The sequence below is a fragment of the Massilia agri genome (assembly GCF_024753255.1).
GTDB classification, from domain to species: Bacteria; Pseudomonadota; Gammaproteobacteria; order Burkholderiales; family Burkholderiaceae_D; genus Telluria; species Telluria agri.
In genome coordinates, this window is record NZ_JANUHA010000020.1 from 16,420 (window position 1) to 42,815 (window position 26,396).

Annotated in this window: 27 protein-coding genes; 11 read left to right on the forward strand and 16 right to left on the reverse strand. The window is 66.9% G+C overall.

Annotation, left to right across the window (positions count from 1 at the left end; all coding sequences use genetic code 11):
* Nucleotides 1–178 precede the first annotated feature (178 nt).
* Both NX780_RS21410 and NX780_RS21415 read left to right on the forward strand, forming a co-directional pair.
* The gene (locus tag NX780_RS21410; protein WP_258829910.1) at nt 179–556 is read left to right on the forward strand and encodes a hypothetical protein; all 378 of its coding nucleotides are present in this window, start codon (nt 179–181) and stop codon (nt 554–556) included.
* Nucleotides 541–819: a hypothetical protein gene (locus NX780_RS21415; RefSeq protein ID WP_258829911.1), complete on the forward strand. Its 279-nt coding sequence runs from the start codon at nt 541–543 to the stop codon at nt 817–819. Before NX780_RS21410 ends, NX780_RS21415 begins: the two co-directional genes overlap by 16 nt.
* A gap of 11 nt (nt 820–830) precedes the next feature.
* Here the strand turns inward: NX780_RS21415 and NX780_RS21420 are convergent, their stop codons facing one another.
* Complete coding sequence (locus tag NX780_RS21420; protein WP_258829912.1) at nt 831–1,997, reverse strand: tyrosine-type recombinase/integrase; 1,167 nt, start codon at nt 1,995–1,997, stop codon at nt 831–833.
* A gap of 107 nt (nt 1,998–2,104) precedes the next feature.
* Between NX780_RS21420 and NX780_RS21425 the strand changes: the two genes are divergently transcribed.
* Together NX780_RS21425 and NX780_RS21430 are read left to right on the forward strand one after the other, a co-directional pair.
* Nucleotides 2,105–2,548 (forward strand): DUF411 domain-containing protein, encoded by a 444-nt coding sequence (locus NX780_RS21425; RefSeq protein WP_258829913.1) that lies wholly within the window; start codon nt 2,105–2,107, stop codon nt 2,546–2,548.
* 72 nt (nt 2,549–2,620) lie between these two features.
* A complete protein-coding gene (locus NX780_RS21430) occupies nt 2,621–2,971 on the forward strand; it encodes a hypothetical protein (protein WP_258829914.1) in 351 nt (116 codons plus the stop codon).
* A 3-nt stretch (nt 2,972–2,974) separates the two neighbouring features.
* Here the strand turns inward: NX780_RS21430 and NX780_RS21435 are convergent, their stop codons facing one another.
* A complete protein-coding gene (locus NX780_RS21435; RefSeq protein ID WP_258829915.1) occupies nt 2,975–3,475 on the reverse strand; it encodes a pyridoxamine 5'-phosphate oxidase family protein in 501 nt (166 codons plus the stop codon).
* A 159-nt stretch (nt 3,476–3,634) separates the two neighbouring features.
* Between NX780_RS21435 and nadB the strand changes: the two genes are divergently transcribed.
* The 4 genes from nadB to NX780_RS21455 all read left to right on the forward strand — a co-directional run bounded on the left by nadB (nt 3,635) and on the right by NX780_RS21455 (nt 8,217).
* Entirely contained in the window at nt 3,635–5,263 is a 1,629-nt protein-coding gene (nadB, locus tag NX780_RS21440; protein WP_258829916.1) for an L-aspartate oxidase, read from the forward strand.
* A gap of 7 nt (nt 5,264–5,270) precedes the next feature.
* On the forward strand, nt 5,271–6,203 hold the full coding sequence (locus tag NX780_RS21445; protein ID WP_370663636.1) for a DMT family transporter: 933 nt from the start codon (nt 5,271–5,273) through the stop codon (nt 6,201–6,203).
* A gap of 80 nt (nt 6,204–6,283) precedes the next feature.
* Nucleotides 6,284–7,177, forward strand: coding sequence for an NAD-dependent protein deacetylase (locus NX780_RS21450; protein WP_258829917.1), 894 nt, complete (start codon nt 6,284–6,286; stop codon nt 7,175–7,177).
* Nucleotides 7,174–8,217, forward strand: coding sequence for an alpha/beta fold hydrolase (locus NX780_RS21455; protein ID WP_258829918.1), 1,044 nt, complete (start codon nt 7,174–7,176; stop codon nt 8,215–8,217). The genes NX780_RS21450 and NX780_RS21455 overlap by 4 nt, the downstream gene beginning before the upstream one ends.
* A 116-nt stretch (nt 8,218–8,333) precedes the next feature.
* Here NX780_RS21455 and NX780_RS21460 read toward each other — a convergent pair whose 3' ends face one another.
* The 9 genes from NX780_RS21460 to queE all read right to left on the reverse strand — a co-directional run bounded on the left by NX780_RS21460 (nt 8,334) and on the right by queE (nt 15,980).
* Nucleotides 8,334–8,657 carry a hypothetical protein gene (locus NX780_RS21460; protein WP_258829919.1) on the reverse strand — a complete coding sequence of 108 codons (324 nt, stop codon included), beginning with the start codon at nt 8,655–8,657 and terminating at the stop codon, nt 8,334–8,336.
* A complete protein-coding gene (gene nadC, locus NX780_RS21465; RefSeq protein ID WP_258829920.1) occupies nt 8,654–9,535 on the reverse strand; it encodes a carboxylating nicotinate-nucleotide diphosphorylase in 882 nt (293 codons plus the stop codon). Before nadC ends, NX780_RS21460 begins: the two co-directional genes overlap by 4 nt.
* Nucleotides 9,532–10,680 carry a quinolinate synthase NadA gene (gene nadA, locus NX780_RS21470; RefSeq protein WP_258829921.1) on the reverse strand — a complete coding sequence of 383 codons (1,149 nt, stop codon included), beginning with the start codon at nt 10,678–10,680 and terminating at the stop codon, nt 9,532–9,534. The genes nadC and nadA overlap by 4 nt, the downstream gene beginning before the upstream one ends.
* Before the next feature lie 13 nt (nt 10,681–10,693).
* Entirely contained in the window at nt 10,694–12,295 is a 1,602-nt protein-coding gene (locus NX780_RS21475) for an ABC-F family ATPase (RefSeq protein ID WP_258829922.1), read from the reverse strand.
* 75 nt (nt 12,296–12,370) lie between these two features.
* Nucleotides 12,371–13,312, reverse strand: coding sequence for a muramoyltetrapeptide carboxypeptidase (gene ldcA / locus NX780_RS21480; RefSeq protein ID WP_258829923.1), 942 nt, complete (start codon nt 13,310–13,312; stop codon nt 12,371–12,373).
* Nucleotides 13,309–14,235, reverse strand: coding sequence for an alpha/beta fold hydrolase (locus tag NX780_RS21485; protein ID WP_258829924.1), 927 nt, complete (start codon nt 14,233–14,235; stop codon nt 13,309–13,311). Before NX780_RS21485 ends, ldcA begins: the two co-directional genes overlap by 4 nt.
* A gap of 120 nt (nt 14,236–14,355) precedes the next feature.
* Nucleotides 14,356–14,892 carry a tRNA adenosine(34) deaminase TadA gene (gene tadA, locus NX780_RS21490; protein ID WP_370663637.1) on the reverse strand — a complete coding sequence of 179 codons (537 nt, stop codon included), beginning with the start codon at nt 14,890–14,892 and terminating at the stop codon, nt 14,356–14,358.
* The gene (queD, locus tag NX780_RS21495; RefSeq protein ID WP_258829925.1) at nt 14,885–15,331 is read right to left on the reverse strand and encodes a 6-carboxytetrahydropterin synthase QueD; all 447 of its coding nucleotides are present in this window, start codon (nt 15,329–15,331) and stop codon (nt 14,885–14,887) included. Before queD ends, tadA begins: the two co-directional genes overlap by 8 nt.
* Before the next feature lie 13 nt (nt 15,332–15,344).
* A complete protein-coding gene (gene queE, locus NX780_RS21500; RefSeq protein WP_258829926.1) occupies nt 15,345–15,980 on the reverse strand; it encodes a 7-carboxy-7-deazaguanine synthase in 636 nt (211 codons plus the stop codon).
* Between the two features lie 165 nt (nt 15,981–16,145).
* Here queE and NX780_RS21505 point away from each other — a divergent pair, with 165 nt between their 5' ends.
* From NX780_RS21505 to NX780_RS21515, 3 genes are all read left to right on the forward strand, one after another.
* Nucleotides 16,146–17,081: a sensor histidine kinase gene (locus NX780_RS21505; protein WP_258829927.1), complete on the forward strand. Its 936-nt coding sequence runs from the start codon at nt 16,146–16,148 to the stop codon at nt 17,079–17,081.
* A gap of 166 nt (nt 17,082–17,247) precedes the next feature.
* Nucleotides 17,248–18,210: a sensor domain-containing diguanylate cyclase gene (locus NX780_RS21510; protein WP_258829969.1), complete on the forward strand. Its 963-nt coding sequence runs from the start codon at nt 17,248–17,250 to the stop codon at nt 18,208–18,210.
* 85 nt (nt 18,211–18,295) lie between these two features.
* Nucleotides 18,296–21,175, forward strand: coding sequence for a M16 family metallopeptidase (locus tag NX780_RS21515; protein WP_258829928.1), 2,880 nt, complete (start codon nt 18,296–18,298; stop codon nt 21,173–21,175).
* Nucleotides 21,176–21,249: 74 nt separating this feature from the next.
* On the opposite strand, the gene NX780_RS21520 is transcribed toward NX780_RS21515, so the two are convergent.
* From NX780_RS21520 to NX780_RS21540, 5 genes are all read right to left on the reverse strand, one after another.
* Complete coding sequence (locus tag NX780_RS21520) at nt 21,250–23,283, reverse strand: hypothetical protein (RefSeq protein ID WP_258829929.1); 2,034 nt, start codon at nt 23,281–23,283, stop codon at nt 21,250–21,252.
* Nucleotides 23,284–23,443: 160 nt separating this feature from the next.
* Nucleotides 23,444–24,607 (reverse strand): YsnF/AvaK domain-containing protein, encoded by a 1,164-nt coding sequence (locus tag NX780_RS21525; RefSeq protein WP_258829930.1) that lies wholly within the window; start codon nt 24,605–24,607, stop codon nt 23,444–23,446.
* 25 nt (nt 24,608–24,632) lie between these two features.
* Nucleotides 24,633–25,058, reverse strand: a complete 426-nt coding sequence (locus NX780_RS21530; protein ID WP_258829931.1) for a DUF2382 domain-containing protein — start codon at nt 25,056–25,058, stop codon at nt 24,633–24,635.
* A gap of 110 nt (nt 25,059–25,168) precedes the next feature.
* Entirely contained in the window at nt 25,169–25,429 is a 261-nt protein-coding gene (locus tag NX780_RS21535; protein ID WP_258829932.1) for a hypothetical protein, read from the reverse strand.
* A 15-nt stretch (nt 25,430–25,444) separates the two neighbouring features.
* Entirely contained in the window at nt 25,445–26,233 is a 789-nt protein-coding gene (locus NX780_RS21540) for a DNA/RNA non-specific endonuclease (RefSeq protein ID WP_258829933.1), read from the reverse strand.
* Between the last annotated feature and the right edge of the window lie 163 nt (nt 26,234–26,396).

Below are 26,396 nucleotides of genomic sequence, written 5' to 3' on the forward strand. Positions count from 1 at the left end.
CATCATCATACCTATCGGCGCATGACGGAGGAACTCGACATTATATATGCTAATGTCGAGTGAATAATAGCATCTGTATTCTATCCTGGCGATCAGGATGGATGGGTTATGCTATACACTGCGTGTTCTTTCACTTGCCCGGTTGGCAGGATAGCATCTCGACCGTTTCCCCGGCTTTGTGGGCAGCGAGCGCGGTGGGCACCACGCGATCCACTTCTTCGACTATTCCGCGCTGGCCGCCATCCCCTTCAAGATCCTGGATGGCCTTGGCGCCCCTCCTTTCAAGGCCTTCCAGTTCGTGAACATGGCGGCGCTGGCCATCCTGGTGCTGGCCCTGTACCGCTTCAGCGGCACGGTCAGGCGCACGGTGTTCGCCACCCCTGCTCTTCCTCCTGTCCGGCGGCCTGCTGTATGCGAACTGGTGCAGCCCGAGTTCATGACCGCCAGCAAGGGTGCGCACGGCTGGCGACCAGCCGTTTGCACGCGCGGCCCGCAGGGGGTAAAAATGCACATGCGAACTGATCACTCGAAAGGACGAGCATGGGGATTACCGTAAAGAACACGACGCCGGACACGACCAGGGTCATGCTGGTCGGGGAAATGATGGACGGCAGCTTCGACGCGAAGGTGATGGCGGAGACCGACGTGCCGTACACAAAGTACTGGGACAATGAACTGGAGCAGCGCATCGTCTACCTGCATCCCGATCCGGAACAGCTCCAGGCCATCGTCGCGGCACTGAACGAACGCCGCCTGTCGCTGGACGACCTGCAGAACTTCGGCGGCTCGGACGGCGGCAACTCCGAATTGCCGATCTGAGCCAGGCCGCCTCAGGGGAGCAGGCCGGCGCCCGAGCCGAGGATCTCGTCGTGCCGCTCGTGGTCGCGCTTGTGCAGGTAGGCAGCGGTGGTGGCGATGTTGGCGTGGCCGGCCGTGTCCTGCAGGGTCTTGAGCTGCACCCCGCTGTTGGCGTGGTTGGTCAGCATGCTGTGGCGTAGCCAGTGGGTCGAGGCCTGGCGCAGGCTGGCGGCGCTGTCTCCGTCCCCGAGGCTGGCGGCGTGCTCGGCCGCCGCCAGGAACACCGCTTTCAGCGCCTCGGAAGCCGCTTCGTCCGTGATGGCTACCTGCCCTTCCCTGCGGCTCGAGAGCACCAGCGGGGTGCGGTCGGCGCGGCTGCCATGCGGCGGCAGACCGAAGGCCTGGCGATAGCTGCGGAAGGCATCGAGCATGCCGGGTGGTACCGGCAGGCGGCGCGGCTTGGCGCCCTTGCCCATCACGTCCAGCCACCAGCGCCCGTCGCCCTCGCTGTAGATGGCGCCCATGTTTGCGCCGACGATTTCGTTCAGGCGTGCTCCGGTCTGGGCGAAGGCGACCAGGAGAAAACGGTCGCGCTCGCGCCGGCGCATCGCCGCCGGAGTGTCGGCCGCCCGCTTCGACACCGCCTCGAGGGCGTAAGCGATAGCCTGCGGCGTCAGGTAGCGCGTGATGCGGCTGGTGTGCGGCGCGCGCACGTTGCGCACCAGGCGCGCCAGGTTGCGGCGCAGGTAGCCGGTCTGTTCCGCGTAGCCGAGCAGGCCCTTCACGGCGATCATGGCCTGGCGCCGGCTCGCGTCCGACAGCGGCCCCGAGAACGGCCGGTAGCGCGGATCGTTGCGGGGCCACTTGGTGGCGCAGATCCAGTCGGGCGGCGGATTACGGATGAATTCCTTGTAGGCGTGCAGGTCGGCCAGCGTCAGCTGCTGGAAGGTCTTCTTCGCCTCTTCGCGGCACCAGGTGAGAAAACGGTACAGCTCCTTCTGGGTGTTGGCGATCGAGCGCGGACTGAGTTCCCCATGGCCGATGTATTCGCGCGCGAGTTCCGCGTCGCTCTGTGCGCTCGTCACCGGTTCAAGCCCGATCGGCCGGTAGACGCCGGCGCCGCGCACGCTGGCGGCGGCACGGTCTGCGCCATCTTCCTTGGCAGGCGGGTCGAGGTCGATGGGAAGGAAGGTCGGCATACATTACGCACACTGTGTTTTTGTACAGTATAGCAGCCCGGTTTGCCTCTTACCAAGCGCTTCGCGCTATAGTGGCGCTGCACACGAATTTCCTTTCAGGAGCCACCATGTCCCGCCAAGTACTCTCCCGCTTCGCCCTCGCATCCCTGCTCGCCCTGCCCTTCGCTGCCGGCGCCGCCAATCCGGTGATCGAGGTCTACAAGACCGCCACCTGCGGCTGCTGCAAGCAGTGGATCAAGCACCTGGAAGCGAACGGCTTCACGGTGAAGGCGCAGGACGTCGCGAATACGAGCGACTACCGCGCCAAGTTCGGCATCCCGGCCGACTACGGCTCCTGCCATACGGCCCGGGTGGGCGGCTATGCCGTCGAGGGCCACGTCCCCGCGAGCGACATCAAGCGGCTGCTGGCGGAAAAACCGCAGGCGCGCGGCCTGGCGGTGCCGGGCATGCCGATGGGTTCCCCGGGCATGGAAGGTCCGCGCAGCGATCCCTACGACGTGCTGCTGGTGAAGGAAGGCGGCAAGGCCGAGGTGTACCGGCAGGTGCGCTGACCACCAGCGAGGCGCGCGCGCCGATGTGCGCCACTGCATGATAATCGGGTCAAGCGAACCTCAGGAGGCTCCATGAACGACCCGAACCAGAACGACCCGTCCACGACGCTCGGCGTGGGCGGCGCCACCAGCGGCCAGCAGGGCGCGACCCCGGCCCACGAAACCCAGCAGGAAACCGGCGGCAGCGGCGGCGATGGCCTCACCCGCAACCAGGCCGGGGAAACGACGAATGCCCCGAGCGGCGCCCCGGTCGAGGGCCGCCCGCATACGGAAGCGCCCAGCAGCGCCATGACCAATGTCGGCCGCGGCCCGCAAGACACGCGGCCGAACCAGGCCGACCCGAACGCCCAGACCGGCGCCGGGCTCGGCACGCCGGAGACCGGCGGCAACCAGGACGCCTCCGACCTGCCGCCGCCGCGCTGAGCCTTACATGCGGATGGTGCCGTGCTCGGCGTCGACATCCGGCGTCGAGCCGGTCACGGCCGCTTTCGCCATCGCGAACAGGCGCACCATCTTGCTGTCGTTCGAATCCCAGTACTCGGCCGCGTGCGGCATCACCCTCACCAGCACCACGTGCTCGTCTTCCGGGCCGGCCGGGAACCAGGCCTGGACCATGGGGTTCCACAGGGCCTTGATCTGCTTGCGGTCGACCACGCGCTCGGCCTGGCCGCTCACCGACACATAGGTACTGTCGTCGCTGTTGGCGAAGCTGACGTTGACTTCCGGCTCATGGGCGATGTTCTCCCACAGCTCGGTGGTGCTGCGGGTGTAGAACCACAGGCCGCCCTCCTGGTCGATCTGCTGGTTCGTCATCGGCTGGCTGACCAGGTGGCCACTGGCGTCGCGGGTGGTGAACATGGCGAAGCGCATCGAGCCGATCTTGCTCGACAGCGCGTCGGCGTGGTCGCGGTTGTAGGTGCTAGACATGGCATTCCTCGTTGTTGAGTCCAGCCCCGATGGTGCGGCCGCGCCTCGTGCCCGTCGGTGCGTCGCCGTACATTGACCTGGTCTTGTCCCTGAGGCCTTCCCCGGCGGGCAAGGTCAACATCGGCTATAGTGATGCCTCTGTACAAAATTGACATGCACATGAAATTTGACGTCGCTATTGTCGGCAGCGGTCTGGCCGGCCTGTCGGTGGCCCTGCACCTGGCGCAGACGCGCACGGTGGCAATCATCTCGAAACGCGAACTGCTCGACGGCGCGAGCAACTGGGCCCAGGGCGGCATCGCCGCGGTGCTCGATTCGGGCGACAGCCACGACCAGCACATCGCCGACACCCTGGTCGCGGGCGCCGGCCTGTGCGACGAGGCGGCCACCCGCTACATCGTCGAGAACGGCCGCGCGGCGATCGAATGGCTGATCGAACAGGGCGTGCCTTTCACCCGCGATGCCTCGGCCGAGCTGGGCTTCCACCTGACCCGCGAGGGTGGCCACAGCCAGCGCCGCATCATCCACGCGGCCGACGCCACCGGCCACGCGGTGCAGGTCACGCTGGAACAGAAGGTGCGCGCGCACCCGAACATCACCCTGTTCGAGCACCACTGCGCCATCGACGTCATCACCTCCGACAAGCTCACCGGCAAGGGCGTGCATGGCGGCGCGCCGCACATGGTGGGCCAGCCGCGCTGCTACGGCCTCTACGTGCAGGACGAACGCAACGGCAAGGTGCTCACCTTCGAGGCCGAGCATACCGTGCTCGCGACCGGCGGCGCCGGCAAGGTGTATCTGTACACCACCAACCCCGACACCGCCACCGGCGACGGGATCGCCATGGCCTGGCGCGCCGGCTGCCGGGTCTCGAACATGGAATTCATCCAGTTCCACCCGACCTGCCTCTACCACCCCTACGCGAAATCCTTCCTGATCACCGAGGCGATCCGCGGCGAAGGGGGCCTGTTGAAGCTCCCGCCGGAAGCCGGACCGGCCGCCGGCAGGCGCTTCATGCTGGCCCATGACGAGCGCGGCGAACTGGCCCCGCGCGACGTGGTCGCCCGCGCCATCGACTTCGAGATGAAGAAGCGCGGCCTGGACTACGTCCACCTCGACATCAGCCACCAGGACCCGGAATTCCTGAAGGAGCACTTCCCGACCATCTACGCCCGCTGCCTGGAGCTGGGCATCGACATCACGAAGGAAGCCATCCCCGTGGTGCCGGCCGTGCACTTCACCTGCGGCGGCATCGTCACCGACCTGGCGGGCCGCACCGACATCCCGGGCCTGTATGCCGTCGGCGAAACGGCCTGCACCGGCCTGCACGGCGCCAACCGCCTGGCCAGCAATTCCCTGCTCGAGTGCGTCGTGATCGGCCGCGCCTGCGCCCACCAGATCGCGGCGGCGCCCAAGATCGAGAACCCGCTGCTGCCGCCCTGGGACGAAAGCCGCGTCACCAATGCCGACGAAGAGGTTGTCATCGCCCACAACTGGGACGAGCTGCGCCGATTCATGTGGAACTACGTCGGCATCGTGCGCACCACCAAGCGCCTCGAGCGCGCCCAGCACCGCATCAAGCTGCTCAAGGAAGAGATCGACGAGTACTACCGCAACTTCCGCATCACGCCGGACCTGCTCGAATTGCGCAACCTGGTCGAAGTCGCGGACCTGATCGTGAACAGCGCCCTGTCGCGCCACGAAAGCCGCGGCCTGCACTATTCGCGCGACTTCCCGGACACGCTGCCGAAAGCCCTGCCGAGCGTGCTCACGCCCGAGCGCCGCTGATTTTCCGATGCCGGCCCTTCACCGGGCCGGCCACCACGCCATGAACCGCCCCGCCCTCACCCCGTCCACCGTCTTCCTCCTGACCGTTCCGCCCGTGCTGTGGGCCGGCAACGCCATCGTCGGCCGGCTGGTGCGCGACGCGGTGCCGCCGATGACGCTCAACCTGATCCGCTGGGTGATCGCGCTGGCCGTCTTGGCGCCGCTCGGGCGCGCCATGTTCAGGGACGGCAGTGGCGTGCTCGCCAACTGGCGGCGCTACGCCATGCTCGGCCTGCTGAGCGTGGGCCTGTACAACTCGCTGCAGTACCTGGCCCTGCAAAGCTCGACGCCGATCAACGTGACCCTGGTCGCCTCCGGCGTGCCGGTGTGGATGCTGCTGGTCGGGCGCCTGTTCTATGGCGTGCCGGTCAAGCGCAAGCAGGTCGTCGGCGCGCTGCTGTCCATCCTCGGCGTGCTGGTGGTGCTGTGCCGGGGCGACGTGCAGCAGCTGCTCGGCCTGCGCCTGGTGGTTGGCGACCTCTACATGATCCTCGCCACCATCGCCTGGTCCTTCTACAGCTGGATGCTGATGCAGCAGAAGGACGCGCCAGGCCTGCGGGCCGACTGGGCGGCCTTCCTGCTGGCCCAGGTGGGCTACGGCGTGCTGTGGTCGACCGCCCTGGCCGGCGGCGAATGGGCGCTGCAGGGCGTCGATATCGAGTGGAGCTGGTCGCTGGGGGCGGCGCTGCTGTATGTCGCCATCGGCCCGGCCATCCTGGCCATGCGCTGCTGGGGCGCCGGCGTGCAGCGCGCCGGCCCCAGCATCGGCGCCTTCTTCATCAACCTCACGCCCCTGTTCACCGCGCTGCTGTCGTCCGCCTTCCTGGGCGAGGCGCCGCATCTCTACCACGTCCTGGCCTTCGGCATGATCGTCGGCGGCATCGCCGTCTCCGCCCGCTGAGCTGTTCCGGTTCGGCCCGGAATCGTGTTCCTCCGCCGGCGGCGGGAATGTTACGATCCCAGCCAATGGAGGTTCGCATCATGGCAGCAGTATTATCCGTTCACGACCAGGCCGGCGCGCTGGCGGATTTCCTCGAGCGCCATCCGCGCACCCTGGTCCTGACAGGCGCAGGCCTGTCCACCGCCTCGGGCATTCCCGATTACCGCGACCGCGACGGCACGCGCCGCGGCCGCATGCCGATCCAGGGGCCGGAATTTCGCCGCTCGATCGAGGTGCAGCGCCGCTACTGGGCGCGCAGCATGGTCGGCTGGCCCATCATGGCGAAGGCGGCCCCGAATGCCGGCCACCGTGCGCTCGCCGCGCTGGAGAAAAGCGGCCGCTTCGGCTACCTCCTGACGCAGAACGTCGACGGCCTGCACCAGCAGGCCGGCAGCCTGGCCGTGCTCGAACTGCACGGCAATGTGCACAGCGTCGTCTGCCTGCACTGCAAGGCCCAGTTCCCGCGTGCTTTTGTGCAGACCCTGCTGAACGAGGCCAATCCAGAACTGGCGAACGTGCTGGCCACGCCACTCCCGGATGGGGACGCCGCCATCGAGCCGGATTCCCTGGTCGACTTCCACCTGCCCGGCTGCATCCAATGCGGCGGCGCGCTTTCGCCGGATGTCGTATTCTTCGGCGATGGCATCCCCGCGCCGCGCACCGCCTGCGCCCTGGCGCAGATGGAGGCGGCGGACGCCCTGCTGGTGGTGGGCTCGTCGCTGATGGTGTATTCGGGCTTCCGTTTCTGCCGCATGGCGGCCGAGAAGGGAAAGCCGATCGCAGCCCTGAACCTGGGCCGCACTCGTGCGGACGACATGATCGCACTCAAAATAGAAGAGTCGGCCGAGCGGCTGCTGCCGCGCGTCGCCGACCTGCTCCACGCGGAGGAGCCGGAGGAGTCGCACATTCAACTCGACCACAGGGGGATTTTGTGACCAAGCGCACCGCCTCGAATGCCGTATCCACCGCATCGCCCGGCCTGAAGGCCGGCGCCCTCCTCGCCGGCCTCGGGCTGGCTGCTTCATTCTTCTATGTCCGCGCGAAGACAAGCCAGGCGGAACGGGAACATCCGCCGCAAGGGCATTTCGTCGAGGTCGACGGGGTGCGCCTGCACTACCTGGAGCGCGGAAGCGGCCCCGTGCTCGTGCTCCTGCACGGCAACGGCGTCTATACCGAGGATTTCGTGACCAGCGGCCTGCTCGACCAGGCGGCCGCGCATTACCGCGTGATCGCCTTCGACCGGCCGGGCTTCGGCTACAGCGACCGCCCGCGCACGACCATCTGGACGCCGGACAAGCAGGCCACCCTGTTGCACAAGGCGCTGGAGCAGATCGGGGTCGAGTCGGCCATCGTGCTCGGCCATTCCTGGGGCACGATGGTGGCGCTGGCCATGGGCTTGCAGCAGCCGGATGTCGTGCGCGGCCTGGTGCTGCTGTCGGGCTACTACTACCCCAGCGCACGGCTCGATGCGGTGGCGATCTCGCCGCCGGCCGTGCCGGTGATCGGCGACATGATGCGCTACACCGTCTCGCCCCTGTTCTCGCGCCTGATGTGGCCGGGATTGACGAAGAGAGTGTTCTCTCCGCGGCGCGTGGACGAGCGTTTCGACCGCTTTCCGGTCTGGATGGCCCTGCGGCCCAAACAGCTGCGCGCCAGCGCGGCGGAAAGCGCGCTCATGGTGCCGGCGGCGATCTCGCTGTCGAGAAGGTATGCGGAACTGAAGGTGCCGGTCGTGATCCTCGCCGGGACCCAGGACAAGATCGTGGACTGCGGACACAACTCGGAACGGCTGCACGAGCGCCTTCCCGACAGCCGGATCGAGCTCGCGCCGGGGGTCGGCCACATGACGCACTATGCGCACCCGGAAAAGGTGATGGCGGCGATCGACGAGATCGCCGCCCAGGTGGGAGAGCCGCTGCATCGGCGCACGCCGGAAGCGGAAGCGCTGGCCAGGGCCAGCGAAAGCGGGGTCTGAAAGGTTTTTGTAGGGTGGTCGGCTTCGCCGACCGCGCGTTCAACTCCCGGAGGCATGGTGGAGACGCATGCCGTAGTTGAACGCGTGGGCGCAGGAGCGCCCACCCTACGTGGGCGTCAGCCCTTGATCACGTACTTGATCACGATCCCTGCGGTCAGGGCGACGAAGATCACGAGCGACAGGCCGCCATGCAGCATCGGCGTGCCGATCGACACCTGGGACGTGCGCGGGTCGAGCTCCATGCGCATGGCCTTGCCGAACATGACCGGCCGCAGGAAGCCCCGCACGCCCACCAGCACCATGCCGATGCCGAAGCACAGGTCGGCCGTGTTGCTGGTCTGCAGGCCGTTGGACAGCGTCGGCAGGCCGAGCAGCAGCCCGAACACCAGCCACAGGACGCGCGCGCCCGTGGCGATACGTACTCTGCTCCAGTCCATCATGCCGCCGCCCCGGTGATGCGCAGCGAGTAGTCGGTCGCGCGCACGTCCTTGGTCAGGCTGCCGATCGAGATGCGGTCCACGCCGGTCTCGGCGATCGCGCGCACCGTGTCCATATTGATACCGCCCGAGGCTTCGAGGAGCGCGCGTCCCGCGTTCACGCGGACGGCATCCACCATCATGTCGAGATCGAAGTTGTCGAGCAGCACCGACTTGACGCCTGCCGCCAGTGCTTCCTCGAGCTGGGCGATGGTCTCGACTTCGATCTGCACCGGCGCGCCCGAATCCAGCGCTGCGGCCGCCTGCAGGGCCTTGGTGACGCCGCCGGCCGCTGCGATGTGGTTTTCCTTGATCAGCATGCCGTCGTAGAGCGCCATGCGCTGGTTCTTGCCGCCGCCGACGCGCACCGCATATTTCTGCGCCTGGCGCAGGCCGGGGATGGTCTTGCGGGTGTCGAGGATGGCGGCGCGGGTGCCGGCGATCACGTCGACATACATGCGGGTGGCGGTGGCCACGCCCGAAAGCAGCTGCATGAAGTTCAGGGCCGCACGCTCGGCCGTCAGCAACGAGCGTGGATTGGCAATGATGTTGCAGACGACGGAATCGGCCGCCATCACATCGCCTTCCGCATACTGCCAGTCGATCTCGATCTCCGGGTCGACCGCCAGCATCACGCCTTCGAACCAGGGCGCGCCGCACAGCACGGCCTGCTCGCGCACGATGACGCGGGCCTGGACGCGGGTGTCGGTCGGGACCAGCATGCCGGTCAGGTCGCCGGTGCCGACGTCTTCCAGCAGCGCGGCGAGGATGTTGGCTTCGAAAGCCGATTGCAGCTTCTCGTCGAAATTGTCTATAGCGTGGGGATTGCGCAGGGTCGTCATGCGGGGCCTACTCCATTGAACAGCTTGGTGTTCTGCTCGAGCGCGCCGCTCGGCAGTGCCTGGGCCTTCCTGGCGGCGGCGAAATCGAGCATGCGGTCGATCGCGCGCTTGGCCTGGCGGCCGATCTCCGGATCGACGTGGACTTCGTTCGCGCCGTTTTCCAGCACCTCGGCGAGGTTCTTCAGGCCGTTCATGGCCATCCACGGGCAGTGGGCGCAGCTCTTGCAGGTGGCGCTGTTGCCGGCGGTCGGCGCTTCGATGAAGTGTTTACCCGGGGCCGCGGCGCGCATCTTGTGCAGGATGCCGTTGTCGGTGGCGACGATGAAGGTGGTGGCCGGCAGGTTCACCGCCGCGTTGATCAGCTGCGTGGTCGAGCCGACCACGTCGGCCTGGGCCACGACATTGCTCGGGGATTCCGGATGCACCAGCACCTTCGCGTCCGGGTATTCCGCCTTGAGCAGGTCGAGTTCGATGCCCTTGAACTCGTCGTGCACCAGGCAGGAACCCTGCCACAGCAGCATGTCGGCGCCAGTCTGCTTCTGGATCCAGGAACCGAGGTGGCGGTCCGGCGCCCACAGGATCTTCTTGCCCTGCTCGTGCAGGTGCTTGACGATGTCCAGGCCGATCGACGAGGTCACCATCCAGTCGGCGCGCGCCTTCACCGCGGCGGACGTATTCGCGTAGACGACCACGGTGCGGTCCGGGTGCTGGTCGCAGAAAGCGGCGAATTCGTCGGCCGGGCAGCCCAGGTCCAGCGAGCAGGTCGCGTCCAGGTCCGGCATCAGGATGGTCTTTTCCGGGCTCAGGATCTTGGCCGATTCTCCCATGAAGCGCACGCCGGCCACGACCAGCGTTTGCGCCGGGTGGTCGCGGCCGAAGCGGGCCATTTCGAGGGAATCGGAGACGCAGCCGCCGGTTTCCTCGGCCAGGTCCTGCAGCTCGGCGTCCACGTAGTAGTGGGCGACCAGCACGGCATTGCGTTCCTTGAGGAGGCGCTTGATGCGTTCCTTGAGTTCGGCTTTTTCGCTTGCTGTCGGCGTGGCGGGCACGCGCGCCCAGGCTTCGGCCGTCGCCGGGTTGATGGTGCAGGCTTCGCCGACCTGGGGACGGTCGTATTCGTAGGTTTTGATGGGTGCGGTGATCATTGCGGAGTCGTTATCAGTCGATGCCCTGGCTCTTGAGGTACTCTTCGTAGTTACCCTGGAAGTCGACGATCTCGTTCTCGCGGATCTCGAGGATGCGGGTCGCCAGCGAGGACACGAACTCGCGGTCGTGCGAGACGAAGATCATGGTGCCGGCGTACTTGTCGAGGGCGATGTTGAGCGACTCGATCGATTCCATGTCCATGTGGTTGGTCGGTTCGTCGAGCAGCAGCACATTGTGACGGCCCAGCATCAGCTTGCCGTACATCATGCGGCCCTTCTCGCCACCGGACAGCACCTTGACCGACTTCTTCACTTCATCGCCGCCGAACAGCAGGCGGCCGAGGATCGAGCGCACCGCCTGGTCGTCGTCGCCTTCCTGGGTCCATTGGCCCATCCAGTCGGTCAGGGTCTCGCCGCCGGCGAATTCCTCGGTCGGATCCTGCGGCATGTAGCCGACGTTCGCGTTCTCGGCCCACTTCACGCGGCCCTGGTCGGCGTCGAGACCCGTGATCTCCTGGCCGCCGATGCAGCGCAGCAGCGTGGTCTTGCCGGCGCCGTTGGCGCCGATGATCGCGACACGTTCGCCCGCTTCGATCATGATCGAGAAGTTCTTGAACAGCTGGCGGTCGTAGGCTTTCGACAGGCCCTCGGTCTCCACCGCCAGGCGATGCAGCTTCTTCTCGCCTTCGAAGCGCACGAAGGGATAGGCGCGCGAGGACGGCTTGAATTCCTCGATCTTGATCTTCTCGATCTGCTTGGCGCGCGAGGTGGCCTGGCGGGCCTTCGATTTGTTGGCCGAGAAGCGGCGCACGAAGTCCTGCAGTTCGGCGACCTTTTCCTTGGCCTTGGCGTTGTTGGCCAGCTGCTGGTTGCGCGCCTGGGTCGAGGCCAGCATGTAGTCGTCGTAGTTGCCCGGATAGACCTTCAGGGTGCCGTAGTCCATGTCGGCCACGTGGGTGCAGACCTGGTTCAGGAAGTGACGATCGTGCGAGATGATGATCATCGTCGAGTTGCGCTGGTTGAGGATGTCTTCCAGCCAGCGGATCGTGTTGATGTCCAGGTTGTTGGTCGGTTCGTCGAGCAGCAGGATGTCCGGGTTCGAGAACAGGGCCTGGGCCAGCAGCACGCGCAGCTTCCAGCCCGGCGCCACGGCGCTCATCGGGCCCTGGTGCAGCTCGCTCGCGATGTCCAGGCCCAGCAGCAGCTCGCCGGCGCGCGCTTCGGCCGAGTAGCCGTCGTACTCGGCGACCTTGCCTTCGAGCTCGGCGGCTTTCATGTAGTCTTCGTCGGTCGCCTCCGGGTTCGCGTAGATCGCGTCGCGCTCGGAGATGGCGTTCCACAGCTCGGTGTGGCCCATCATCACGACGTCGAGCACGCGCACGTCCTCGTAGGCGAACTGGTCCTGGCGGAGTTTACCCAGGCGCTCGCCCGGATCGAGGCTGACGTTACCTGCCGACGGCTCCAGGTCGCCGCCGAGGATCTTCATGAAGGTCGACTTGCCGCAGCCGTTGGCGCCGATCAGGCCGTAACGGTTGCCTTCGCCGAACTTGACGGAAATGTTCTCGAACAGCGGCTTGGCGCCGAATTGCATCGTGATATTGGCTGTACTGAGCACTGTGTAAACCCTAAAGCGTGGATGTTGGAATAACCGCGCATTTTACCACTGTGGGCAGGATGGCGGGACAGCGGCTCAGGCGCAGCGGTCCTGGACGGTGTCCGCGCGGCGCAAGGTCGGGTAATCGGACAGCAGCAGGGTGAATCCCTCGTCCTTCGATTCGAGCCTTCCCTGGGCGCCGAAGGGGATCGTGACCCGCTTGGGCCCGTGGCCGAAGGTCAGGCCGGTGAGCACGGGCACGGGCAAGGTCTCGCGCAGGTGGGCGACCATGGCGTCGAAGTCGTAGCCGTTGTCGTTCTTGCCGAGGGTGTAGCCGGAGAAATCGCCCAGGATGACGGCGCGCTGGCGTTCGAGCACGCCGGCCTGGTGCAGTTGCAGCAGCAGGCGCTCGACGCGGTAGGGGTGCTCGGCGATGTCTTCGAGGTAGAGGATGCCGCCGTCGATGCGCGGGAAGTACGGCGTGCCCAGCAGGGACACGACCATCGCCAGGTTGCCGCCCCAGACCCTGCCCTGCTCCTGCACGCGCGGATTGCCCGGGGCGCACTCCGTGATCGTGTGGGTCGGGCCTGCCAGGCAGTTCCAAAAATTATCCAGCGTAAATTGCACCGGCTCGCGGGCGCCGAAGTCGCCGGCCAGCATCGGTCCGGCATAGCTGAGCGCACCGGTACGGTGGAACAGCCCCATGTGCAGGGCCGTGATGTCGGAAAAACCGACCAGCAGCTTGCCGCTGGCGGCAATCGCGTCGAAATCGACCTGCGGCAGCAGGCGGGTGACCCCGTAGCCGCCGCGCAGGGCCATGATGATCTGCACATCGGGGTCGGCAACCGCGGCGCTCAGCTGGGCCAGGCGCCCGGCATCGGTGCCGCCGAAGCGCTGGTGGATGGCGTTGTGGTCGTAGTAGTTGCGAACCAGGCAGCCCTGGGCTTCGAGGCGGGCGACGGCGCGGTCGATCGCGGCCGGGTCGAGCGCCTGGCCGGCCGGGGCCACGATGGCAATGCCGATTTGTTGGGTGATCACTGTTTTACGAAGAGCCGGGGTGTTGAGTCTGGCAACATCTTACCCCTGGCATGGGCGTCGATCAAGGCGAGCAGGCGTTCGGCCAGCTGGGGAGGCAGGTCGTGCCCCATGCCCTCGATGACCTCCAGCCTGGCGCCCGGGATGCGGCTGGCGGTGTCTTCGCCGCAGGCCAGCGGCACCAGCGGGTCGGCGGCCCCGTGGATGACGAGCGCGGGCGCGGCGATGGTGCGCAGGAGCGCGCAGCGGTCGCCCGAGGCGGCAATCGCCATCATCTGGCGCGCCACGCCGGACGGGCAATAGCTGCGGCGCACGGAACGGGCGACCCGCTTGCGCAGCAGGCGCTCGGGAGTCGGATAGGCGGGGCTGCCGATGGCGCGCAGCACCTCCACCCCCTGGTCGATGATGCTCTCGACATTGGCGGGGTCGAGGGCGCGGCGGGTCATGAGCTTGCGCACTTTTTTCTCAGGCCCGGGCAGGCCGCGCCGGCAGGAGCTCGACATGATCGAGGTGAGGCTGAGGATGCGCTGCGGGTAGCGGGCGGCCAGGATCTGGGCGATCATGCCGCCCATCGAGACGCCCACCACGTGGGCGCGCGCCACGCCGAGGGCGGACAGGACGCCGATCGCGTCTTCGGCCATGTCGTCGAGACGGTAAGGCGCGCGCAGCGGCCAGCCGAGTTTGGATTTGATCCAGGCCAAGCCCAGGTTGGGAGTGCCTGCCTGTTCGAACTTGGTCGACAGCCCGCAGTCGCGGTTGTCGAAGCGGATCACGTAGAAGCCGAGCTCGACCAGGCCTTCGACGAATTCCTCCGGCCAGGCCGTGAGCTGCATGCCCAGTCCGTGCACCAGCAACAGCGGCACGGACTTGGGGTCGCCCGCGGTGTCGAAGGCGATGCGGATTCCGTTGGCATTCAGCGTAGGCATAAATCGAGTGGACTACCGCGGTTCGGACGACGTGGTTCACGCGGCCGCGGGGAGGCGGCGCGAAACCAGCATACCACTTTCGCCGACCGGTGGGCGCTCAGGCGCGCGCCCCGTCAGGATTCATGCTTCGGGTGCTGCGGCGTCCGGACCGGGGAGTTTGCGCGCGGCGGCGCGGCGCTCGGCGAAGAAGGCCTTGAGCAGGCTGCTCGCCTCCTCGGCCATCACGCCGCCGAGCACGCCGGTGTGGTGATTGAGCCTGCCTTCGTCGAAGAGGTTGACGACCGAGCCGCAGGCGCCGGTCTTGGGGTCGGTCGCGGCGTAGACGACCCGCGCCAGGCGGGCATGCATCATGGCCCCGGAGCACATGATGCAGGGTTCGAGGGTGACGTAGAGCTCGCAACCCGGCAGGCGGTAATTGCCGAGCTTCTCGGCAGCCGCGCGCAGGGCATTGACTTCCGCGTGGGCGGTCGGGTCGTGGCGGCCGATCGGGCGGTTGTAGCCGGTGGCGATCACCTCGCCGTCCTTGACGACCACGGCGCCGACCGGCACCTCGCCTTCAGCCCAGGCCAGGCGCGCCTGCTCCAGGGCGAGCGCCATGAAGCGGTGTTCCGGCACCGCCTCGTCCTCGAGCCGCATCTGGACCGGATCCTCAGGCATCGGTGATTTCGGCCCAGCAGTTCGGGGTCTCGTGCAGCACCAGCTTGTGCAGGCGCAGGCCGGTGCCGAAGCGGTCGGTGAACACGGTCTTCAGGATGCCGAAGGCGACGCGCGCCAGGTTCTCCACGGTGGGGATGCAGTCGATGACGACGGTCTTGTGGCCGGGCAGCGAAGCCAGGAATTCACGCACCTTGTCATCCTTTTCGTACACCAGGAAGGCATGGTCCCACACGTCGATCAGATGTTCCTTGGCCAGGGTCTTCACGTCCGAGAAGTCCATGATCATGCCGTTGTCGGAATTTCCTTCAGCGTCGATGACATCGCCGGTCAGCGTGATCTCGAGGGTGTAGCGGTGGCCGTGCAGGTTGCGGCACTGGCTCTTGTGGTCGGGAATGCGGTGGCCGGCGTCGAATTCCAGCTTGCGGGTAATGGTGAGCATCGGTGGTGGATCCTCAAGGGATCTGAAGCAGTTTGTGGGTCTGGAGGCTGAGCTTCCATTTCGGGTTGCGACGGCAGGTCTCGATCGCCAGGCGGGTGTTCTGGGCGGCCAGCGGCCCGTCCATCGGCTGCACGTAGAAGTTCTCGAAGTCGAGGTGCTCGTAGGCGGACAGGTCCTGGCCCAGCTGCGGAATCACGACCTTGATCTCGTTGCCCTTGGCCACCACCAGCTGGGAGCCCATCTTCGGGCTGACGCAGACCCAGTCCACGCCGTCCGGCACCGGCAGGGTGCCGTTGGTCTCGATGGCGATCGTGAAGCCGTGGGCGTGCATCGCCTCGATCAGGGCGACGTCGAGCTGCAGCAGCGGTTCGCCGCCGGTGAAGACGACGTACTTGCTGGCGGCATGCGAAGCGGGCCACAGGCCGTCGATTTCGCGCGCCAGGCTGCCGGCGTCACGGAACTTGCCGCCGCGCTCGCCGTCGGTGCCGACGAAATCGGTATCGCAGAAGGTGCAGACGGCAGTCGCGCGGTCGCTTTCCCTGCCGGTCCACAGATTGCAGCCGGAAAAGCGGCAGAAAACGGCCGGCCGCCCCGCGTGGGCGCCTTCGCCCTGCAGGGTATAGAAGATCTCTTTGATGCTGTAAGTCACGGTAAACCTCTCGTCAACCTTCCATTATAGCGTGGCCGGGGCCGTCCGTGGGCATGTCGGCCTTGGGCCGCGAGCGCCGCCATGCGTTGAGGATGAGCAATATTCCCTGTAGGACATGGGTGTACCTTCATACGGAATGTTCCTAACGCCAGTAAGAAGGACGCCATGAACAAATACAGCTCATTCCTAGCCCGCGCCTCCGCCCTGCTGTGCGTCGCCCTGCCGGCGCACGCCGCCCTGCCGATGCCCCTGCCCCTGCGCGGCGTCCCGCCGGAGCTGGCAGGCGCCACCGTGCTGACCATGGCTGCGATCGGCCTGGCGCTCCTGCTGCAGCGGCGGGGCCGCGCGGCGGAACAGCGCGGCCGTTCACTCGAGCAGCAGTTGCAGGCCGAACGGCGCGCCCATGCCGAGGTCGAAGAGGCCCTGGCCGGCAGCCACGAGGTGCTGTGCCGCCTGGTGCGCCAGCAGGAAGGCGTGCGCGACGCCGAGCGCAGCCGCATCGCCCGCGAGCTGCACGACGAGCTGGGCCACCGCCTGCTCTCGCTGCGCGCCGAGCTTTCCTTGCAGCAGTTGGCCTCGCGCGGCGCCTCGCCCTCCGCCTTCGAGCGCCTGGGCGTGGCGATCGCCGACCTCGACGCGGCGATCCGCTCGGTGCGCGCCATCGTCTCCGGCATGCGCCCCATCGCGCCCGGCGTCACGCTGCGCCAGGCGGCCGAACGCCACCTGGCCGAGTTCGCCCGCCTGCACGGGCTCGACTATCGCCTCGACCTCGGCGTCGAGCAGGACCAGGGCGGCCCCCGCGACCGCGAGCTGGACGCCGTGCTGTTCCGCGCCCTGCAGGAATCGCTGTCGAACGTGGCCTGCCATGCCCAGGCCAGCCTGGTGCGCGTCACCCTGGTCGAGAGCCCGCGCGAACTCATCCTGACGGTCGAGGATGACGGGATCGGCCTGGCCCAGCCGCTGCGCCAGGGCTGCGGCCTGGAAGGCATGCAGGAGCGCGCCGCGGCCTACGGCGGCACGGTGCGCCTCTCGCCCGGGCGCCACGGTGGCGCCGTGGTCAGGGTGTCGATGCCGACCCGGCCCGAGCCTGCCCCCGCCTAGGGCGCCTGGCCGGCATCCCTTGCCCGAAAGAAGGCTTGCTTAAAATCAATAAGTTCGTTCCTGCGCGGTAGCAGAATCCTTTCCTGTTGGCAGCCAATTCGGCGGCCGGACCGGAATGCAGAGGACGACCATGTTCAAGACAGCAAGCCATAGTGGCGCGAGCGGCATGCCCTCCCCGAACACCCTCATCAGCGATGGGGCCTTCGTCGGGCAGCTGATGGAATCGCTGTCGATCCCCGTCTTCGTGCTCGACCGCGAGGCCCGGGTCATGATCTGGAATCGCGCCTGCGAGCAGCTCACGGGCGTGCCGGCCCACGAGATCCTGGGCACCGCCGACCATTGGCGCAGCTTCTACGAGCACCGCCGCCCCACCCTCGCCGACCTGGTCCTGCAGAACCGCACCGACGACGTGCGCCAGATCCTGCCGCGCAGCGTCCCGCCCGGCCATGGCTCGGGCCTGTGCATCGAAAGCTGGTTCGACATGCCGCGCGCCGGCCGGCGCCGCTACCTGGCGGCCGAGGCGACGCCGATCTACGATGCCGAAGGCGGGCTCTCGGCGGTGGTCGAGACCCTGCGCGACCTGACCGACGAGAAGATGGCCCAGGTGGCGCTGGAGCAGCTGGCCACCCGCGACGGCCTGACCGGCCTGGCCAACCGGCGCTGCTTCGACGACACCCTGCATGCGGAATGGGCGCGCGCCCTGCGCCAGCAGCAGCCCTTGTCCCTGCTCATGGTCGACGTCGACAATTTCAAGGCCTATAACGACGCCAACGGCCACCTGGGCGGCGACGAATGCCTCAAGCGCATCGCCCGCGCCGTTGCCAGCGAGATGCGCGCCAACGACCTGGTCGCCCGCTATGGCGGCGAGGAATTCGCCGTGATCCTGCCGAACCAGTCGCTCAAGGGCGCGGCCATCGTCGCCGAGCGCATCCGCTGCAGGGTCGAGCAGCTGCGGCTGCCGTCCACCGCGCCGACCCGCCACGTGACGGTGTCTATCGGCGCCGCCACCGCGATCGCCGGCCCCGACAACAATGCGAGCCAGCTGGTCGCCACCGCCGACGCGGCCCTGTACCGCGCCAAGCACCTCGGCCGCAACCGTATCAGCCTGCCCCTGAGCGAAGCGGCGTAGGCGACATGCATACCTGATTGAACTGTTCTTTCCTTGTCGAATAATCTATCCTGCGCGGACAGAATTATTCCTAAAAGGAGAGAACGTGTCTTCATTCAATCTGTCGCGCACCGCCATCGCGACAATCGTCCCCGCCCTGCTGGCCTTCGCCCCACCCACGATGGCCGCGCCCGTGCCGAAAGCGGCCGCCGCGACGAGCGCCACCAGGGGCGGCGACGTGCTGCCCTTCAAGGCCACCGAGAAAACCCTGCCGAACGGCCTGAAGGTCATCGTCGTGCCGACCGGCTTCCCGAACCTGGTCTCGGTCCACATTCCCGTGCAGACCGGATCGCGCAACGAGGTCGAGCCGGGCAAGTCGGGCTTCGCCCACTTCTTCGAACACATGATGTTCCGCGGGACGCCGAATTATCCGCCGGAGAAGTACCAGCAGATCATCACGAAGGCCGGGGCGCGCCAGAACGCCTACACGAGCGACGACCTCACCAACTACTACACCACCTTCGCCAAGGAAGACCTGGAAACCGTCCTCAAGGTGGAGGCCGACCGCTTCCAGCACCTGTCCTATCCGGTCGAGGCCTTCAAGACCGAGTCGCGCGCGGTGCTGGGCGAATACAACAAGAACAGCGCGAACCCGATGCAGAAGCTGTTCGAGGTACAGCGCGAGGCGGCCTTCAGCACCCACACCTACCGCCACACCACCATGGGCTTCCTGAAGGACATCGAGGACATGCCCAACCAGTACGACTATTCGAAGGTCTTCTTCGACCGCTGGTACCGTCCGGAGCGCACCGCCGTGATCATCGCCGGCGACGTCGACCCGGGCAAGGCCATCGCCATGGTCGAGAAATACTGGGGCGGCTGGAAGCGCGGCAGCTTCAAGAACAATGTGCCGGTCGAGCCGCCGGCCAAAGGCGCCCAATACCGCCACGTCGCCTGGCAGACCCCGACCCTGCCCCTGGTGACGGTGGCCTTCCGCGCCCCGGCCTTTTCGGACACCCGTAAGGACCAGGCGGCGCTGTCGATGCTGCTGTCGCTCTCCTTCGGCCGCACCTCGCCCCTGTACAAGCGCCTGGTGCAGGACGAGCAGAAGGTCGACCAGCTCTTCGACTTCGTGCCGAACCGGGTCGACCCGACCCTGGCCACCATCGGCGCGCGCGTCAAGAAGCCGGCGGATGCGCTCTACGTGCGCGACGCCATCCTGCAGACCGTGGCCAGGCTGCGCGACGAACCCGTGACCGCCGGCGCCCTGGCGGACGCCAAGTCGGCGAACAAGTACGGCCTGATCCGCTCGCTCGACAATACCGAGGCCATCGCTTCGACCCTGGCCTCCTACGTCCATTTCGAGCGCTCCTACGGCACCCTGAACCGCTACTACCGCGTGGTCGACAGCCTCACGCCCGCCGACCTGCAGGCGGCGGCCCGCAAATACCTGGTCGACGACGCCATGGTGGTGACCACGCTCTCGCACGAGGCGCTGCCGGCGGAGGTCAAGACCCTGCCGAAGCTGGCCGAGTTCGTGCCGAAGGCCGGCGACACGAAGTTCGACGTGCTGGTGCAGAAGTCGACGCTGCCGCAGATCCGCTTCAAGCTGCTGTTCGCGGCCGGTTCCGCGCATGACCCGAAAGGCAAGGAAGGCCTGGCCGCGCTGACCGCCGCCATGGTGGCTTCGAGCGGCTCGCGCGAGCGCAAGATCGACGAAGTGACCAAGGCCCTGTTCCCGCTGGCCGGCAGTTTCAGCGAGCAGACCGACAAGGAAATGACCACTTTCACCGGTTCGACCCACAAGGACAACTGGGACCAGTACCTGGGCATTGCCCTGCCGCTGCTGGTCGATCCGGGCTTCCGCGAGGAAGACTTCCGCCGCCTGAAGGACGCCCAGAAGAATGCCCTGGTGCTGGACCTGAAGGACAATAACGAAGAGGAGTTCGGCAAGGAGCGCCTGCAGTCCAACGTCTTTGCGGGGACGCCGTATGCGCATCCCGTGCTGGGCACCGTCAAGGGCATCGAGGCGATCACCCTGGACGACGTGAAGACGTTCTACCGCCAGGCCTATACCCAGGGCGCGGTGCGGGTCGGCATCTCGGGCGACGTGTCCGACGCCATGGTCGCGTCCCTGAAAACCGCGCTGGCCCGCCTGCCGGGCGGCGCGGGTCTCGCGGCCACACCAAGCATCCGCGGCCGCATGCCGGAAGGGATCGAAGTCGAGATCGTCGAGAAGAACACCCGCGCGACCGCGATTTCCTTCGGCCTGCCCCTGGAGGTCACCCGTTCGCATCCGGACTTCCCGGCCCTGTGGCTGGTCAAGACCTGGCTGGGCGAGCACCGCGCCTCGAGCGCGCGCCTCTACCAGCGCATCCGCGAAGAGCGCGGCCTGAACTACGGCGACTACGCCTATATCGAAGCCTTCCCGCGCGGGATGTTCCAGTTCTTCCCGAACCCGAACCTGGGCCGCAAGGCGCAGCTCTTTGAGGTCTGGATCCGCCCGGTCGCTCCGCAGAACGGCCACTTCGCCCTGCGCGCGGCCATGTTCGAACTGGACAAGCTGGTCGCGAACGGCCTGAGCCAGGACGACTTCGAGACGACCCGCGGCTATCTTCAGAAGAACGTGTTCGTCATGACGGCGACCCAGGACCAGCAGCTGGGCTATGCGCTCGACTCGCAGTGGTATGGCACGCCGGAATTCACGCGCATGATGCGCGACGGCCTGGCGAAGCTGACGGTGGCGGACGTGAATGCGGCGATCAGGAAGCACCTGTCGTCGAAGAAGCTGTCGGTGGTGGTCATCACCAGGGATGCGGCGGGGCTGAAGGAAAAGCTGGTGTCGGATGCCTTCTCGCCAATCGCGTATGACGCAAAGAAGCCGCAAGCCCTGCTGGACGAAGACCAGCAGATCGGCAGCATGAAACTGGGCATCCGTCCGGAAGCGGTGCGGATCACCCCGGCGGCCCAGGTGTTCGCCGAGTAAGCATCGTAATACTGTAACGACCATGAAAATCGGCGCCCGCGGGCGCCGATTTTGTCATGGGGGCACTGCCGGCGTCAGGAAGTCATGCGGTCCCAACCCTGGCGCACCGCCGCCTTCATTTTCTCCCAGGTCGACTGCCCGCCGCCCGCGTAGCGGCTGTCCCAGTCGGTATGCAGGTCGTTTTCCACCTCGTCCCACTGGCGGCCACGGTACTTCTCGCTGAGCGCCATTTCCGAACCATACGAATAGGCCGGCTTGTACTCGTCATAGGTCCCGCCGTCGGTCGCGGTGCTGTAGGTGGCGTTCCAGTGCGAGCGGTAGGCCGCCTCGTCGTCGTCCGTCATCCTGTTCCAGCCATGGCGCACAGCCGCCTTCATCCGGTCCCAGGCGCCGCCCACAGCTGTGCCGGTGTCGCCGAGCCCGTTGCCCTTGGTGCTGTCTGTCCTGCCGGCGGTGGTGTCGATGCGCGAATCCCAGCCCTTGCGCATGTCACCCTCGATGTCGTCCCACGGGCGGTTGCGATAGAGCTCGCTCTTGCGCATCTCGGCGCCGTAGCTGTAGGCCTGCTTGGCGCTGTCATAGTCCACCCCGGAGCTTGCCAGGTGGGTGTCGTAGTGGCTGCGGTAGTAGCTGTCGTCGTCATCGTCCAGGGTCATGCGATCCCAGCCGCGGCGTACGGCGGCCTTCATCTTTTCCCATGTGGAGCCGGTGCTGCCGTAGCGGGTATCCCAGTCGCTGCGCAGGTCGGTCTCCACCTCGTCCCACTGGCGGCCGCGGTACTTGTCGCTGCGCGCGCTTTCCGAGCCGTAGCTGTAGGCCGGCTTGTAGTCGTCGTAGGAGGCGCCCGAACCGCCGTAGGTGCTGCTGAAGTGGCTGCGGTAGATGGTGTCGTCATCGTCGCTGGTCATGCGGTCCCAGCCGCGACGCACGGCGGCCTTCATGCGGTCCCAGGTGTCGCCGGCGCCCGTGCCGTTGCGGGTACTCCAGTCGCTGCGCAGGTCGTTCTCGACCTCGTCCCACTGGCGGCCGCGGTACTTGTCGCTCCTGGCCATCTCGGAGCCGTAGGCGTAGGCCGGCTTGACTTTTTCATAGTCCTCGCCCTCGTAGTTGGCGAGGAAGTGGTTGCGGTAGGCGTCGTCGTCGTCGCCGAAGAAGTTGCTGCCGATGTCCAGGCCCGTGCCGCCGCCAGCTGCGGCGCCGGTACGCGAGTAGATGCGCGAGCGGCCGCGCTGCACTTCATTGAAGGTGGAGGTCGCGCTGTCGCGCTGCTGCGAGCCGGTGGCGCCGCCCTGGTAGGCCGAGCCTTCCAGCGAGGAACCCTGCAGGGTGCCGCCCTGGCCACCCGAACTGCGGATGCCGCGGTCATTTTGTGTTCCTTCGAGCGAGGAAGCCTGCACCGAGTTTTCCTGCAGGGTCGAGCCTTGCAGCGAGGTGCCACCGGTCGCGCTCAGGCCGCTCTGGCCCTGCGGTTCCTGGTAGGTGGTGCCCATCGGCTCGGCCTGGTTCAGCGACTGCTGCTGGAAGATCTTGCGGTCGCCCGGATTGTCGAGCTGCTGGCTGGCGGCGCTTGATGTGGACCCGATGCTGGAACCCGTGGCCGAGCTGGAGGCGGACTGCGCCGACATCTGCGCGGATTGCTGCATGCCGCCCGCGCCGCTCGCGCGCATCGATTCGGACATGGCGCCGGTGGCGCCCAGCGCGCCCGCACCCACGCCGGTTGCCTGCTCGTCGATGTCGGTCGGGCCGTAGCGCTCGACGATGTCGGCGGCGCGCTCGACTTCGGGCAGGGAATCGGCGCGCACGGTCAGCACGTGGTGGCCGCGGGTAACGGCGCCCTCGTACTTGCTCACGTGGGTGCTGTTGTCGGCGCCGAACAGGTCGGTGAAGAAATGCTTGATGGAGGCGCCGATGCCGACGCCGGTGCCGTCGGCATAGGTGTCGGTTTCCGTGGGGGTGGCGCTGCGGCCGGTCACGCTGTCGGTCATGCCGGTCGGGTCGGCGTTGGAGAGCTTGACCTCGTCACGCGAAAAACCCGAGGACATCAGCTCGTTCATGGCATTCTGGGCGTCGGTCCGGTTGTCGAACACGGCTACGAGAGTGTGTTGCATGGTCATTCCTCCGTGGTATAGGTGGGCTCGCCTCGGAATGCGCGGCATCCGGGGCGCATGTGTTGAGATTACATCAATCCCCAAGCGGCAAGCGCGCGCCTGGCCCAGCCATGAAAAACGGCGCCCGGAGGCGCCGTCCCTGGATTTAAAGCAGTTCCTGTCAGTAAGTCATGCCACTGTTGCCAGTGGTAATGCGGTCCCAGCCGTGCCGCACGGCGGCCTTCATTTTCTCCCAGGTCGACGCGCCGCCGCTGCCGTAGCGGCTGTCCCAGTCGCTGCGCAGTTCGGGCTCGATCTCATCCCACTGGCGGCCGGTATAGCGGCCGCTGCTGGCCATCTGCGAGCCGTAGCTGTAGGCCGGCGCGTAGTCGTCGTAGGCGGCGCCCGAGCTGCCGTAAGTACTGGTGAAGTGATTGCGGTAATAGCTGTCGTCGTCGCGCAGGTCGGACAGGGCGCTGGTGCCATCCAGGCGCTGCACGTCGACCTCGGTGTGCCGCACCGTGTCAGAGATCTGCTGCTGGCGTTCGCCCACCTGCTTGCCGATCGTGACTTCCTCGACCACACGCGCGGTCTTCTCGACCACCGCTTCCTCGGCGGTCTCGCGCATTTCGATGGTCTGCTCCTTGAAGGCGCTGGCGTCGCCCGGGCTCAGGGGCTCGTCGACGCGGCGGCGCTGGACGTCCACGTGTTCCTCGCGCAGGCCGACGGTTTCGTTGACCGGGGTCTCGACGATGCGCGAGAAGATGCGCACGCCGCCGCGCTGCACTTCCCGCTTGCCGACCTTGAGCTGTTCTTCCACCACGGGGATGGATTGGGTCGTGCTGCGCTCCATCGCCGTGTCGCGCTGCAGCGAGGCGCCGCTGGCCAGGCCCTTCTGCTGCACCGAGCCGGCTTGCTGGGCGCCGGATTGCGCCGACATCGCGCTCGAGCCCATCGCGCTGCCGCTGGAGAGCATGGCGCCGGCGCCCATGCTGCCGACCCCGCCCGAGTGCTCGTCGATGTCGATCGGGCCGAAGCGTTCGACGATGTCGGCGGCGCGTTCGACCTCCGGCAGGGAGTCGGCGCTCAGGGTCACCACATGCTGGCCGCGCGTGATGGCGCCCTCGTAGCGGTTCGCATGCTCGCTGTTGTCGGTGCCGAAGAGATCGCTGAAGAAGTTCTTGATGCCGCTGCCGATGCCGGTGTCGCTGTCGGCGGTGCTGGACGCCGTACTCGAGCCTGACAGCCGCACGTCGCCGCTGGAAAAGCCGGATGCCAGCAGTTCATCATGTGCGCTTTGCGCGTCGGCTCGGTTGTCGAAGACAGCAATAAGCGTATGTTGCATGGTAATACCTCCAAAACTGTGGGTGTCATGGCGGAGGTGGCGCCGCGCCCTCGTCGAAGCGCTCCACCTCGACCCGTTCCGCCTTGAGCGGCACGGTGTCCTGGTAGCGTTCTTCGATGCGGTTGCGGGTGATGTGCAGTTCTTCCTTGACGCGCAGGCGGCGCTCGACCACCAGCACTTCCTCGAGCACGGGAACGATCAGCGTGTCGCCTTCGTAGCGCGGCGCGGGCGTGTCGCTTCCCTCGACCAGCCGGTCGATGGGGACGCGCCGCACCTCCACCGCTTCGCGCACCAGGCGCTCGTCGATGGTCACGGGCTGTTCGCTCACGGTCTTGTGGATGCGCACCCCGCGGCCGGTCTCGACCACACGGGTCTCGAGCGCGAGCTGCTCCTCGACGATGGGGATCCGCAGGCCGTCCTGGCCCACGGGCGCGTCGGTATTGCTGGACATCTGCCGCCTCCTCGGAATCGCGAATGCGAGAGGACCAGCCTACCCGAATTGCGGCGAGGCTCGCACACCCTTGACGGGTGGAATGCTGACCCGGCGATGTCCCGGCCGCCTCAGGCGAAAGGATTGTCGACGGTCTTGACCTCGGGCGGCGGCAGCTGGTCCGGCAGCTCCCGCGATTCAAGCGCGGCGACCACGGCGCCCAGCAGTTCGTGCAGGCGGCGCGCATGCGCGAGACCGGCCTTGTCGAGGGTCAGGTCGACGTCGCCCGAGATGGTGATGCGGTCCAGGCGGTTCTCCAGCATCAGGTTGCCGACTTCGAGCACGTCCGCCTCGTTGGCATAGGGAGTGAAGGACTTCTTCTTCGATGGCATGGCATTCCTTCTCTGTCAGTGCCGGCGCTTGGGCTGGCGGATCTTCGGCAGCGCGAGCATGCGCTCCTTCTGCTGGCGCGTGAGCGACGGCAGCAGTTCAATGCCGACGATGCGTTCGAGTTCGGCGACCGGGATCACGTCGATCTTCGCGTCGGCACGGTTCTCGACGAACCAGGCGGCGGCCGCCTTCTGGCGCGGACTGTATACCACCTTGTACAGGTGGGTGGGCACGAGCACGTTGCCCACCTTGCGCAGGCTCGTGCCGAGGAAGGCCGGGCCGGTGATCACATAGAGCGACCCCTCCTTCTTCGCCATCTTGCGCACCGCGCCCTCGATCGGGGCCCAGATGTGGCGGTTGTGGTCACGGTCCTGGGGCACCATGTTCGCCAGCGAGAAGCTTTCGCGCTGGGCGCGGCGGTCCGGCATGTCGCCGTTCGGCGCCAGGTGGCCGCGGTCGAGGCCGCTGCGCGCATAGTCGGACAGCTCGGCGCGCTGCGAACGCGGCAGGCGCGGCTCCGCATGGAAGGCGTTGTCGCGGTCCAGGCCCTCGGCCGCTTCGAGATTGTCGGCGCGCAGGTACTCGGCCGACCACAGCGGCGTGCGGGTCACGCCGGAATGCATCACGCCGAACACGCCGTAGCACAGTTCGCGGGTGGCGGTGGCCAGCTTGGGATTGCGGATCTCGGGCGCGCGGCCGTCGAGGTAATGGACCGGACAGTCGGCGGCCTGGGCGGCGCCGCCGAGGACGCTTGCCGCCAGCAGGACGGTGGCCGCGCCGAGGCGGGCCAGGAGGGAATGCAGCATGAAACAGCCTGGTGATTAAGGACATGCACATTGTAGCCGAGCCCATTTGATCGACGTCAAGCTCAGCTATTGAGGAAGCGCGCACGATTGAATATCCTTTCCAAACAGAATTGATTTAAAATTGCGCCTTTCTCAACAAAAGATTCCTTTTGGGAAATTACAT